Source organism: Chryseobacterium viscerum (genome assembly GCF_025949665.1).
Lineage (GTDB): Bacteria > Bacteroidota > Bacteroidia > Flavobacteriales > Weeksellaceae > Chryseobacterium > Chryseobacterium viscerum_A.
This window is the reverse complement of sequence record NZ_JAPDFT010000001.1, coordinates 388,057-401,152: the sequence shown is the minus strand read 5'-3', so window position 1 is coordinate 401,152 and position 13,096 is coordinate 388,057. Positions and strand designations below refer to the sequence as shown.

The 13,096-nt window shown below is 36.9% G+C and carries 16 protein-coding genes; 7 read left to right on the top strand and 9 right to left on the bottom strand.

Annotated features, from left to right (window positions below; genetic code table 11):
- Positions 1 to 34: 34 nt before the first annotated feature.
- The 3 genes from OL225_RS01885 to OL225_RS01875 all read right to left on the bottom strand — a co-directional run bounded on the left by OL225_RS01885 (position 35) and on the right by OL225_RS01875 (position 1,340).
- Entirely contained in the window at positions 35 to 610 is a 576-nt protein-coding gene (locus tag OL225_RS01885) for a Crp/Fnr family transcriptional regulator (protein WP_264517092.1), read from the bottom strand.
- Positions 611 to 846: 236 nt separating this feature from the next.
- Entirely contained in the window at positions 847 to 1,206 is a 360-nt protein-coding gene (locus tag OL225_RS01880; protein WP_264517091.1) for a hypothetical protein, read from the bottom strand.
- Entirely contained in the window at positions 1,206 to 1,340 is a 135-nt protein-coding gene (locus OL225_RS01875) for a hypothetical protein (RefSeq protein ID WP_264517090.1), read from the bottom strand. Before OL225_RS01875 ends, OL225_RS01880 begins: the two co-directional genes overlap by 1 nt.
- A 100-nt stretch (positions 1,341 to 1,440) precedes the next feature.
- Between OL225_RS01875 and OL225_RS01870 the strand changes: the two genes are divergently transcribed.
- The 7 genes from OL225_RS01870 to OL225_RS01840 all read left to right on the top strand — a co-directional run bounded on the left by OL225_RS01870 (position 1,441) and on the right by OL225_RS01840 (position 6,890).
- Positions 1,441 to 2,061 carry a TetR/AcrR family transcriptional regulator gene (locus OL225_RS01870; protein ID WP_264517089.1) on the top strand — a complete coding sequence of 207 codons (621 nt, stop codon included), beginning with the start codon at positions 1,441 to 1,443 and terminating at the stop codon, positions 2,059 to 2,061.
- Entirely contained in the window at positions 2,039 to 2,536 is a 498-nt protein-coding gene (locus OL225_RS01865; protein ID WP_264517088.1) for a GNAT family N-acetyltransferase, read from the top strand. The genes OL225_RS01870 and OL225_RS01865 overlap by 23 nt, the downstream gene beginning before the upstream one ends.
- A gap of 10 nt (positions 2,537 to 2,546) precedes the next feature.
- Positions 2,547 to 3,365 carry a helix-turn-helix domain-containing protein gene (locus OL225_RS01860; RefSeq protein WP_264517087.1) on the top strand — a complete coding sequence of 273 codons (819 nt, stop codon included), beginning with the start codon at positions 2,547 to 2,549 and terminating at the stop codon, positions 3,363 to 3,365.
- A gap of 76 nt (positions 3,366 to 3,441) precedes the next feature.
- Complete coding sequence (locus OL225_RS01855) at positions 3,442 to 4,032, top strand: NAD(P)H-dependent oxidoreductase (protein WP_264517086.1); 591 nt, start codon at positions 3,442 to 3,444, stop codon at positions 4,030 to 4,032.
- Between the two features lie 479 nt (positions 4,033 to 4,511).
- Positions 4,512 to 5,714: a tyrosine--tRNA ligase gene (gene tyrS / locus OL225_RS01850; protein ID WP_264517085.1), complete on the top strand. Its 1,203-nt coding sequence runs from the start codon at positions 4,512 to 4,514 to the stop codon at positions 5,712 to 5,714.
- 189 nt (positions 5,715 to 5,903) lie between these two features.
- A complete protein-coding gene (locus tag OL225_RS01845; protein WP_264517084.1) occupies positions 5,904 to 6,425 on the top strand; it encodes a 3'-5' exoribonuclease domain-containing protein in 522 nt (173 codons plus the stop codon).
- A 24-nt stretch (positions 6,426 to 6,449) separates the two neighbouring features.
- Entirely contained in the window at positions 6,450 to 6,890 is a 441-nt protein-coding gene (locus OL225_RS01840; RefSeq protein ID WP_264517083.1) for a GNAT family N-acetyltransferase, read from the top strand.
- 246 nt (positions 6,891 to 7,136) lie between these two features.
- Here the strand turns inward: OL225_RS01840 and OL225_RS01835 are convergent, their stop codons facing one another.
- From OL225_RS01835 to OL225_RS01810, 6 genes are all read right to left on the bottom strand, one after another.
- Positions 7,137 to 8,648, bottom strand: coding sequence for a helix-hairpin-helix domain-containing protein (locus tag OL225_RS01835; RefSeq protein WP_264517082.1), 1,512 nt, complete (start codon positions 8,646 to 8,648; stop codon positions 7,137 to 7,139).
- Between the two features lie 4 nt (positions 8,649 to 8,652).
- The gene (locus OL225_RS01830) at positions 8,653 to 9,879 is read right to left on the bottom strand and encodes a PP2C family serine/threonine-protein phosphatase (protein ID WP_264517081.1); all 1,227 of its coding nucleotides are present in this window, start codon (positions 9,877 to 9,879) and stop codon (positions 8,653 to 8,655) included.
- Positions 9,880 to 9,929: 50 nt separating this feature from the next.
- On the bottom strand, positions 9,930 to 10,973 hold the full coding sequence (locus OL225_RS01825) for a TerY-C metal binding domain-containing protein (protein WP_047378863.1): 1,044 nt from the start codon (positions 10,971 to 10,973) through the stop codon (positions 9,930 to 9,932).
- Positions 10,974 to 10,990: 17 nt separating this feature from the next.
- Complete coding sequence (locus OL225_RS01820; protein WP_047378864.1) at positions 10,991 to 11,629, bottom strand: vWA domain-containing protein; 639 nt, start codon at positions 11,627 to 11,629, stop codon at positions 10,991 to 10,993.
- An 86-nt stretch (positions 11,630 to 11,715) separates the two neighbouring features.
- On the bottom strand, positions 11,716 to 12,393 hold the full coding sequence (locus OL225_RS01815) for a TerD family protein (RefSeq protein WP_264517080.1): 678 nt from the start codon (positions 12,391 to 12,393) through the stop codon (positions 11,716 to 11,718).
- 29 nt (positions 12,394 to 12,422) lie between these two features.
- Positions 12,423 to 12,998, bottom strand: coding sequence for a TerD family protein (locus tag OL225_RS01810; RefSeq protein WP_264517079.1), 576 nt, complete (start codon positions 12,996 to 12,998; stop codon positions 12,423 to 12,425).
- Positions 12,999 to 13,096: the final 98 nt, after the last annotated feature.

Genomic DNA, 13,096 nt, shown 5'->3' with positions numbered 1-13,096 from the left:
TCATCTTCCCGTCCCCGAAGCCACTTGACTTTTGTTAGTTAATTATTTTTCTCCGGATTCTGCTCAGACTTTCGGGTTTCATCCCTAAAAATGAGGCGATGTGCTGGATAGGAACATTCTGAATAATTTCCGGATATTCTTTCATGAGTTTCAGATAGCGCTGTTTGGCATTCAAAGCTGACAATTCTCTCGAACGGTTCTCATTGTAAGCAATTGATTGTTGAAAAACTGAAATACTAAAATCTTTCATTGCCTGACTTTTGCCTGTCAGATAATCCAGATTTGTTTTTGAAATTCTCAAAAGCTCAGCATCTGTAATGCATTCCACATTATTTTCAGAAACCGTACCATTGATAAAATCTGAATATGAAGTAAAAAATCCAGGGGGACAGTTGATATGAGTAGTAATTTCACTGCCATTTTGGTCATTATAAAAAAGTCTGAGATAGCCTGAAACAATATAGTAAAGATAATGAGGAACCTTCCCTGCATTTTCTATCACAGTATTTTTTGAAAACACCATAGGCTCAAAATATTGTCGAACAGCTTCTGTTTCTTCATTGGTAAAGTCATGGCCAGACTGGATGTAGTGTAAAAGCTTGTCATGCATCGAAGTAAAAATTTTGAGTCTTTTACAAAGCTACCAAAAGAAAGCTTTCCAATGTATTAGTTTAAAAAATATTCATCTGTTCATGTAACATTCCGGATTCAATAGTTGTCTTGTATACATAATCGAAAGAAAGCTGTTGAGAAAAACAGTCGCTAAGATTAGTAAACATTATTGAACCAGGATAAAAACTATACCCCAGCCAGCAGTCTCCTTTACGATGTGATCTGTTGGCTTTTTTATTTATTTACAGCCCAATTCCTTATTGTAACAAAATAATATATCATTCCTCCGACAAAATAAGCCAGTACATCAAAAAAATCTCCGGTAAAGTCCGCAGATAGTTTCGGACAAAGAACCTCAAACAAAAAAGACAGATAAAATACGGACGTCAATACAAATTTCAAATCTGGGCTCCATTGATAGCCTAAGACAGAATTCATTATAAATTCTATGAGATAACAATACATAGGGACAGTAATACCATCTGTAAAATAATCATTGATAACAGGAATATAAATTCCGTTTCGTCTCAGTAAAACTATCACTCCCCAGGCTGTCAGTCCCAGTAGAAACCAATATGAAATTCCTCTTTTCATCACATGTGAAGTACTGCCATTATTACCCCAAGAATTATCTGCAGTATTTTTGATATAACTTCCTGAGGATCTGCTTTATTTTCCTTTTCAGTGCTTTCTGCTGATTCATAATTGAATTTTTGTTTACCTTCCATTGCCATATGATTTAACATTGCAAATATATCAAAATTAGAACATTTGTTCTAATTTTGAAAATATGATTTATATACACTCTTATATTCTTATCTTTGAGGTATGAAGACCAAGGATAAAATTCTGTCTAAAGCACTGGAATTATTTAATGAAAAGGGATATAACAATATTACCACAAGGCATATTGCGGCTGAACTCAGCATCAGTCCGGGCAATCTGCATTATCATTTCACACACTCTGAAGACATTATTAAAATCCTTTTCTCAGAACTTACCCTGAAAATGGATGAGCTGCTGAACCAAATGAAAAAAATGGAGAATAAAACACTGGATGATCTTTATGAGTTTACCTATTCTACCTGTGAAATCTTTTATTCTTACCGTTTTGTATTTATTAATTTTATAGATATACTTAACAAGATTCCTGAAATAGAATCCAGATATGAGGGGATCAATTTCAGTAGAAAAGAAGAATTTCAGATCATCTTTTCAGACCTTCAAAAGAGTAATGTTTTTCAGAAAGATGTACCCTGTTTTATTGTAGAATGTCTTACTGAGCAGATTTTCATTATTGCAGACAATTGGCTTACCCACAACAGACTTATCTTAAAGCTCAGTCCCAAAGAAGCAATACAGCATTATACACTTCTTCAGATGAATCTTTTTTATCCGCTTCTCAATAAAGAACAGCAAAAACTTTATGAAAAACATTATATCCAATAGTCAAAGTATTACCATCAGAAAAGGGATCAGGAAAGATCTCCCTGAAATGCTGGAGCTTTTTACAGCTACTATAGATGAAGTATGCAAAAAAGACTATAATTCTCAACAGCTCGAAGCATGGAAATCCGGTGCAGAGAATGAGGAGAGATGGATGAATGTGATTAGCAACCAATATGTTTTAATTGCTGAAAATGGAAATCAGATCGTAGGTTTCTGCACACTAGATGGGGGAAACTATATTGATCTGTTTTTTGTACACAAAGATTATCAGCAAAAAGGTATTGCATCCGCGCTTTATAATGTAATTGAAAAAGAAGCTCTGCAGCAATATAAGAAACTGCTCACAGCGGATGTAAGCAAAACTGCCAGACTTTTTTTTGAAAAAATGGGTTTTCAAGTTGTTCAGGAACAGACTGTCAAGGTAAAAGAAATTATACTTACCAATTACAAAATGGCAAAAAATCTCATCTCTTAATTTCTGAATAATGGAATTACAGCCGGAATATAATGAGCTTAGAATTTCAGTTCCTCAGGAATTTGAAAATGTATTTACTCATTTTTATTTTGCTGAAAATACTTCTGATATACCGGTTACAAAAACTCTTTTGCCAACATATCAGACTATTTTGTTATTCTGTTTTGGAGCAAGCGCCACGATGTCTACCCGGGAAAAAACAATCATTGGTGTTGATAAATGTGTGGTATTCGGACCCGTGAGGCAAGCTTTTGAATATACACTTCCGACAGGTTGCTCCATTCTTGCGGCAAATTTTAAAGATGATGCATTCTTCAGGTTTTTTGGAAAAATATCCACTGAACAATCGGTAAGACATCCTGACGAACTGCTGGAGGAAAATTGTTTTACAGATCTGTGGCATCAGCTGACAAAATTAGATTCAACCACAGAGCAAGTGAATCATATTCTTGAATTCTGCAGACCCTATCTTCAGCATCAGAATACTACCAGCAGGCTTTTGAGCAGTTTTGAGAATGAGCTCTTAAACCCTGTTAAAGTAATTGCAGAGCAAATTCAACAGACAGAAAGGAACATACAGCGCAAACAGAAAGAACAGTTTGGCTATTCCTTAAAAGAACTTAACCGCTATAACCGTTTTTTAAAAGCAGTAAAAATCATTGAAAAGGAAACCGGAAAACAGGGTAAAGTGAAATGGTTTACCATCATTGATGAGTGCGGTTATTATGATCAAAGCCAGCTTATTCATGATTTCAAACATTTTATCAACATTTCTCCTGCTCAGTATTTAAAATTCCAGCAGGACATCTGCAATCCAAAGTCTAAATAGACTATTTTCGTTTTCTTACAATTTTTGAAAAGTATACCATACTACTTTTGTCTCATTAATCTTAACAATCAAGACAATGAGACATTTAATAATTTACGCGCATCCTAATGAAAACAGTTTAAATCATCATCTTTTAAATACTGTTGTTGAATCGCTTCAGTCCCGTAATCAGGAGATCATGGTGAGAGATCTTTATAAAATTGGTTTTGATCCTGTACTTTCTTTGACTGATATGCAGGAACAACGCATGGGAAAAGTATCTGAGGATGTAAAAATTGAACAGGAATATATTTCATGGGCAGAACAGATCACTTTCATTTATCCTATCTGGTGGACCGGACTTCCCGCTATGATGAAGGGATATATAGACCGTGTTTTCAGTTATGGTTTTGCTTACCGTTATGATCAGGGTATACAAAAGGGACTTCTGAAAGGTAAAAAGACTGTGATTATCAACACTCATGGAAAATCTCATGAAGAATATGAAAAAACAGGGATGGATAAAGCACTCAATTTAACCTCTGATAACGGAATTTTTATCTACTCCGGGCTGGAAATCATTAGACATTTATTTTTTGATAAGGCAGATAAAGCTACTTCCGGAGATTTTGAGATCTGGAAAGATCAAATTAAAAACTTATACTCTGAACATGCCTTTAACTATTAAATAACAACCATGAAGATAAACACTGATAAACAGACCATTAACCCATTACCAATCAATACTTATAAGTTGATAAAGAAAATTATAAAATATAGTTTTTACATCTTTATCCTGTATTTTGCTTTTAAGGGATTTATGGCATGAAATTAGCTTCAAAAATCGCAAGTAAAATTGTTTTGAACCATTATTTTAAGCCATTAAGATTGATGGATGGTTAAGTTTTTTCTTAAAAACAGATCTTGTTATAACCCTGCAATGCGTCTTAATGGTTTAAATATTGGATCCTCGGGAAATTCCTGTATATTTACATTACAATGAAACATCTGAACAGCATATTACGTCTTCCATTCTTCAGTGAATATTACACTCCGGGCTATCGTTCGGGAAGACTTTCTATATCTGTAATTCAATAAAATAATCTAAAGTATATATAGAACCCGGACAGTACCTGTCCGGGTTTTTCAATTTTAAAACTATTCAACATGATCCATTTATTACAAGAAAATGTGGCTATCATCCTACCTGAAAACGGTTTGGAAGAAAAGCTTGCCCAGGCTAAAGAAGAAAACAGAAAACTCACCATCAAATTAGGGTTTGATCCTACTGCTCCGGATCTGCATCTGGGACATGCAGTAGTGCTAAAAAAACTGAAACAATTTCAGGATCTGGGACATCAGATCATTATAGTGGTAGGAAGCTTTACAGCAAGAATCGGTGATCCTACAGGAAAAAATAAAGCCCGAAAACCTTTAAGTGCTGAAGATGTACAGCATAACGCCCAGACTTACATCAACCAATTATCTAAGGTAATTGATGTTCAGAAAACAAAGATTGTCTTCAATTCTGACTGGCTGGATTCCCTTGGCTTTCCGGAGGTTATCCAACTGTTATCAAAAGTTACCGTTGCTCAACTGATGCACCGCAATGATTTTAATAAAAGATTTACAGAAAACACTCCTATTGCCATGCATGAGCTTGTATACCCAATTCTTCAGGGCTTTGATTCTGTAAAAATTAAATGTGACATCGAAATGGGCGGCACGGATCAGCTTTTCAACTGTACAATGGGAAGACAGCTTCAGGAAGTTCATGGAATGCCAGCCCAAATCGTCATGTGCATGCCTTTACTGAGAGGCCTTGACGGAAAGGAAAAGATGAGTAAGTCACTGAACAATATTATCGGACTGACAGACGACCCTAATGAGATATTTGGAAAAACTATGTCTATTCCGGATGCATTGATTGAAGAATTTATCAACCTGGCCACAAGTTTTTCAATGGAAGAAAAAACGACTCTTGTTTCAAGAATGACAGAAGGCGAAAATCCTATGAATATTAAGAAAATCATTGCTAAAAATATCATCAGCCAATATCATGATACAGCTTCAGCAGAAAATGCAGAGCAATTCTTTATCAATCAGTTTCAGAATAAAAATTTTGAAGAGAAAGTATATGAGCCCGTTGTTATTGGTTCTTTAAATAGTATTGAAAACAGAATATCACTTGTGGAGCTTTGTCATCAGCTTAAAAGTGACCTCAGCAAATCGGCAGTCCGAAGGTTAATTGAAAATGGAGGAATTCAAATCAATACCACCAAAATAACGGACTCAAACGAAGAAATTGAACTAATCCCCCAAACTAAAATAAAAATAGGGAAAAGAGGCTTCTTTGAGCTTGTGGGGTAAAGCTGGAGGGTGGGAGCTGGAAGAAAGAAGCTCTCTAAGACAATAAACTTCCGGAATTCTTTAATTGAAATATTTTTAAAAGCATTTGTTGAATTAAAAAAGCAAAAGTTCCTTTCAACACAAAAGCAGCTTCCGGCTTCACTCCTTCAACTTATTTCAATATATTCGTTCTCTTAAAAACTGTTTCCAATGAGCTACATAATGGTTGACATAGAGTCGGATGGCCCGATTCCAGGCGATTTTTCAATGGTCTGTTTCGGGGCAGTACTCGTCACAGAGGAACTGGACATCACTTTTTATGGAAAATTAAAACCTGTTTCTGAGAAATTCAATCCTGATGCTTTGGCGGTTTCCGGCTTCAGCAGAGAGGAAACAATGAGTTTTGATGATCCTGAGGAAGTAATGCTTTCCTTTGAAGAATGGATTAAGACAAATTCCAAAGGCAGACCAATATTTATCAGTGATAATAATGGCTTCGACTGGATGTTTATCTGCTGGTATTTTCATCATTTTATCGGAAGAAATCCTTTTGGTTTTTCTTCCAGAAGGCTTTCTGATCTTTACTGCGGGCTGGAAAAAGATACTTTTGCCCAATGGAAGCATCTCCGCAAGACAGAACACACTCACAATCCTATAGACGATGCCCGAGGAAATGCAGAAGTTTTACTGCACATGAAAGAAGAAATGGAACTAAAAATTGCATTAAAATAAGAACTCTAATTTTTATTTTTAAATATGGATCTTGATTTACGCTACAAAAAAGCTGATGATACTGATATTGATTTTCTTCTCAAACTCAGAATGAAAACCATGAATCCTCATTACGAAGCTTCGGGGCTTTCTACAGACACAGAAACAACCCTTCAAAGAGTTTTGTATCAGTTTGAAAAAGCCAATATTATTCTTCTAGACAATCAACCCATCGGACTGTTAAAACTAGACAGAACATTTACCAACATTGAGGTCCTGCAACTTCAGATTGATCCCGGCCAGCAAGGTAAAGGACTTGGAAAAAAGATTTTATCTGATATTCTGGAGGAAGCTTCATTAGCAGGAAAAACAGTATCATTGAGTGTTTTGAAAACCAATAAAGCACAGCATCTTTATACAAGTCTTGGTTTCAGAATCGTGGATGAAGATCAGTATTCTTATTTTATGGAAACTGAAAAACAGTGAATTGAAAATAATGTAAGTTTTAGCTAAAGCCGTTGGAATCTAAATCTATTTCTTAAAACGGGCTCCCTTCGACTAAGCTCAGGATTATAGCCCGTTCCTATTGAATATGGACCATGCTAAAATCAATTTTATCATTCTATTTTTTTGATTTAAACACAAATCTCACAAATAAATGAGCACAAATGCCCACAACTATTTGCGAGATCTGAAAATATGAGATTGCTTCACTACGTTTGCAATGACAGTTTACTGGTTTGCCATCGTCACATAGATCAATCTTCCGCCTTCTTCTGCAGATAACAGTATTTTTTTACCATCAGTGAGTTCAACCATAGAACCGGGCGGAATTTCTTTTTGTTCTGTGACATCTTTCATTCCTGATAAACTTTGGCTTACCAATACCCATCTTCCTTGATGGAAGGTGAAGTATCCTACAGGCATTTTATCCTGCATCGTCAGATTTTCGTTGCGTATCACTTTCCTGGAAACATGCCACTTAAACAGATATTGATTATGATAGACCATCAGCCTGTGATTTTCTGGTTTCCATACCTCATCATCAAATTTAAAATACAAGTCTAAAACGGGCAATGTGCCCTGATGTGGTGTTCCACAGAACGGACATTTGGGACTGCTTGTATTATCAAAAACATACCATTTTTCGGTACAATTGGAATTGTGGCAAGGTTGTATAAGATCTACAGTTTTCAACAGAGCAGCTTCCCATTCATTGGCTGTGGGACGTCTAATTGGATCATGTAATCCATCTATAAAGGTTTTTTTAAACAATTCTGCAATGTAAGGTCCTGTGACTGTATATGGGATCTTTTGAGGATCTCCCCAGAATGCATCCCATTTTCTGAGGTGATCAGCTTTTACCTGATTGGAAGAATTTTCCGGATCTTCCACAAACATTGCTTTTTCTCCCATAGACAGCATTTCATCTTTTTCTGAATCCAGATCCCAGATTTTTCCTCCACGCAGCGGATGTCTTCTTAGCAGGTACATATAAATCAGAACAGCAAGGGCATGCAGGTCTGTTTTTTGATTGGGCAGATGTCTTCCAGAGTCCTGAAGACTCAGATGTTGGGTTTTTAACACCTCGGGAGCAATAAAATCGGAAGTTCCTATTACTTCCGGAGGAAACAGTTTGGGAACAACAAGGCCATCTATATCAATAATACAGGCAGATTTTGTAACAGGATCTACAAGAATATTATTGTATGATAAATCGGAGTGCGCTAACCCCATCTGATGCAGCTTTTTTACTCCTCTGCTGATATTGACTGCAATCTGAAAATAGCTCAGCCAATCTCCCAGCTCCGACTGGTCAAGTCTTAGAGGATATTGCTGATTCCTGAACATAGGAGCAGTAAACCACTTCCCCACTTTATCCTGTCCCTGGATATTATCTGAACCGATATAGCCTTTGGCAAAATAAAATTTATTGTGATAAACAGGAACCACAATTCCTGTAAGGTTATCTTTTTCAACAATATCGTAAGGCCATCTGAATATTTCGTTCAGAAAGTATTCCGAAGCATTTCCGTTCTGTATACTTTGCAGATAGGTAGAAACAATTCTCCTGATTCTTTCTTTCTGTCCTTCATCCAGCGGATTCCGGTAAAAAGCCACCACATATTCTTTATCGGGAGAGAAATAAACATCTTTCACGCCGCCCCGGATAGGGTTTTCATCTACATATTGATAGAATTTGGCTGTATCCAGAACAGAAACAACCTTAATGGTCTTTTTCATGGTATTAATAGATTATTGCCAATGTACGGTCATCATGATTTCCTCTGCTCCAGAAATCACTCCAAATCAAAAGTTCTTCATCAATTTTTTCATCGTTGATAAAGTTTACTTTCGCCCGGTCATCATTATTTCCGCAAAGGTCTTCAAAAAGTGATTTCCAGCTTTCTGTATCTTCCAGTTTATTTTCTGTGATAAATTTCGGATCATAAATACCATCCGTCATCAGCACGAGATAAGAAAAATCATCCACACAGGTAATCCGGAAACGGGAATCCATCTGGTCGTTGAAAATTTCTTCCATGGTGATAAAACGGGTACCCCCGCTAAATTCACCCACATCCATCTGATTTAAAAGCTTCACTTCAGAAAAACCAGGATTGATGAGATTAATAGGGCAATCTCCCACTCCGAAACTAAGAATCACATATCCGAAACTGAATTTTTTAAGTAATGCAAAAATCAGTGTAGCATGCATATCAGTTACAGACATAGTATTTTCTGCTGCAGTTTTTTCTAATACTTGATAAACTTCTTCAACACTCTCTGATAAAATATTTTTGATGTTTTGCTCTGCTTCTGAACGTTCTTCAATAGGAACATCAGTACCATACATCCGATTGATATTGTTTTCAATTCCGCTTAAAATCTCCTGTGAATTAAAGAACTGATTGATCGTTACTGTTGCCAGCCTTGAACCTTCTCTCGCAGCCACTGCCGAGCCTGCACCGTCTGAAACGGAAACAATATTCCATTCATTTGGCAAGGCATTCACAGCAAAATCATCTTCACGAAATTTGCCTTCATGAGCATGGGAACGCCCTCTTTTGGAAGCAACAACAATTTTTTTATCTGAAAAAGAACCTTTGAATGAGTCTTCTTCCAATTTATAAAAAGCAGCATTTCTATCGCTGGGAATATTTTTCCATAAGTCTTTCGGATCTGCGTTTACAAAGAGCTGTACTTTTTTTGTTTCAATCTGATCCTGATCATGAATGTGATAAAACTGAACATCCAGATGATATATATTGCAGGTAACCGGAGTTCCTGAAATTGTATTGTTTTCAAAAGTAAGTCCTGTTTCTTCCAGGTTTCTGATATTCTTAATTTTTATGTTCGGGAAAGCTTCCATGTCAAGGCTGAACTCATAGAACTGCTTTGCACCGGCATTCTTCAATACCCAATGAGCATCTTTGAACTCTTCTTTCTCTCTGTAAATAGCAGCTTGTTCCATCGTCTTTGGTTTAGGTTCCGAGGCTGATTTCCGAAAAAATTTACCCATCATTATCCCAAAGTTCTGTTAATATCAAATCCTCCCCCGGAAAATCCGTAATAATCTGAAGTTCCACACCATGGACATTTGCTGTATCCTTCTCCTCTAAGGCAGTGAATACCACCGCAGGAACAGGTGGCCAATGCAATGGGATTTGCACAGTGAGGACATGAAGTACCACCGTCCAGTTCTTCTATATTGATTTTAAGGTGAGTTTTCTGATTGGAAGAAAGTCTGTAGTACGCTTTTTCATCAATTTTATAGGCTCCATCCAGTCTGTAATATCTTGTTGCCATTCCGGGAATGCTTGATTCTGCAAATGCTTTTTTAAACTTCATCAGATAAAGCTTCTCTGTTTCCTGGCATTTCCCGTTTAATACTACAAAATTGTTGTCTGGAAATCTCTGTTCCATTTCAGGGTCTACTTTCTCGAGAATAAGAGAATCGATCTTAGAAAGATTGATTCCTTCTTTCTTGGCTTCCGTTACACTCTGGCTGGTTGTTTTAATAGAATCTGTTACCCATTTGAAAAATTCTTTGTAGGAATTCTCATCAGAGTTATTAAACAGCAATACATTATCCGCTAATGAACCAAGAAGTTTGTAATTTGTATTTTCCCCAATAGATACGGCAATTGTATTGGATTTCCCGCTGTACTTGTTATTCCACCTCTCAATAGCTTTGGTGGCATCATCAGTGGGAACTCCGTCAGTAAACAGGAAAACGATAGGTTTCCAGTCTCCTTTCCTTTCATAAGTGGTCTTCACAATATCCCTGTCGATACAATCCATTACTTTAATCAAACCCTGGGAAAGTGATGTCCCGCTCCCGATTGGGATTTTAGGTGGATAAAAGCTTATAATATCCTGCAATGGAGTAATCACTTCCGCTTCTCCTGCAAAACCTATCACAGAAATATAAACGGTTTCAAGTGAATATGGGTCTTTTTTTAATTCTCTGATAATATTAGCGATACCTTCCTGTACCTGCTCAATAGGTTCTCCTACCATAGATTCGGAGATGTCTACTAAAAAATAAATAGGCAGCCTTCTCATGTTGTAAAGACAATTTTTTAAATAATAATATTAAGCTCCGATGGTGGTGGAGGCAATGTAATATTTTCTCCCGTATTTTGTGAATGCCCTCCCTGTGTAATGGAGGAGCTCACCCATTTGAAAAAGGAAGAAAGGGTAATAGCGTCTGTAGTATCCAGTTTTACCACATGATCCGTCAGTTCTTTCAAAAACTGTTCATCAGCTTTCGGGCCGGCAGCGCAGCCTACGATGGCCCCAAACTCCAGCCCTCTGATTACAGGAATCATCTGTCTGTATTTCTGAATATCTGAAGGTTTTCCATCTGTAAATATAAAAAGTAATGGCTGCCAGTCTCCTTTTGCATCTGCCGATTCTTTTACAATTTCTTTCTGCACCAATCCGGAAACCATTTCCAATGCAGCTCCCGTATGTGTAGGGCCACTATCCGGACAGGTAATTTCCATGGGATAAAAACTGGCCAGATCTGTTAAAGGAATAATATTTTGAACTTCTCTATCGAAGGTAATAACGCTCAGATGCAGGCTGTCCATTGCCTGCGGATCTGCGCGAAGCATACTGATTAACCCGTTGAATCCGTTATTCAGTGCCTGAATAGGCTCACCATTCATAGAACCTGAAGTATCTAATAAAAAATACGCTAATAATCTCCTGCTCATTATGACAAATATTAATTCTGAAGCCGGCGGAGGAAGTCAAAGACTTCCAAGCCGGCTTTTATTGTGGTTTAATAAAATTTGAGAACCTAATTGGAATAAGCGTACTGCTGTCTCAGAATATCTATAAAGTTATCTGTATGATGCGGTTCACCTACAGCACGGAATTTCCAGTCTCCGTTATGACGGTATGCTTCTGCAAAAACCATCGCACACATTCCGTTCATACTTGAATCTCCGGAAAGGCTGTATTTTGTAATTTCTTTTCCAGTAGCATCTACCGCCCGGATAAATGCATTTTCGATCATTCCGAAATGCTGGTTATTGGTTTTTCCCTGATAAATGGTAACAAGGAATACAATTTTCTGATAACTCTGGTCCAGCTGATCCAATCTTACAATAATCTGCTCATCATCCCCATCTCCGGCTCCGGTTCTGTTATCCCCTGTAAGCCATACATTTCCGCTTGGATGCTGCATAGAATTGAAGAAAACTACATCTCCCTGATATAGCCCCATCTGTCTTCCGTCATTGGTCTGTACCGTTCTTCCAAGATTGGCTACTTTTCCATTGCCATCTAAAAGAAATGCTACTGCATCAAGATCATATTCTGCTTCTTTGCTGAACAGTTTTCCAAAAAATCCTCCACCTTGTTTTCTTACATCCCATCCTAAGCCAATGGTTACTTTTGAAAGATCATAAACGCTTTCTCCGCGGTCATTCTTTCTTAAATCTATCGTTTGTCCTTTCTGTAAATTAATTGCCATAGTTATAGTTTTTGTGTATTTGAGTGTTTTTATTTAATGATTTGTCCTTTGTAGTATTTCTCCAGGAAGAAACCCAGATCTGCTCTGTACCCTATCCCTGAAGCTTCAAACTTCCAGCTTCCGTTTCTTTTGTACAGTCTTCCGAACTCTACACCGGTTTCAATGGAGAAATCTTCATCCAGCTCATATTTTGCAATTTCCTGGTTGGAATGATTATCCACAACTCTGATATAGGAGTTTCTTACCTGTCCGAAATTCTGTCTTCTTCTTTCAAAATCTTCTATGGTTACTACGAAAAGAATTTCTTCCACTCTTGAATCTACTTTATCAAGATCTATTACGATTGCTTCATCATCGTCACCATCACTGTTTTTACCATTGGGATCATCACCTGTATGGGTAAGAGCTCCGTCCGGAGAGTTCAGGTTATTGTAAAAAACAAAATATTCTTCGCTTACTAATTTTCTGTCAGAATTAATCATGATTGCGGAAGCATCCAGGTCAAAATCGTAGCCGGTTCCTTCATTAGGATCCCAACCTAATCCAATCGTCATTTTAGTCAATCCTATGTCGATCTTTTGTCCTTTCTGTAAATTAATTGCCATAGTGTTTTATATTATGATTATTTTTCGCATTAAGATAGAAGTGATTTATGAATTGACCAAATTTATTTAGGAAAAAATGATCTATAGAGCTCGATTAA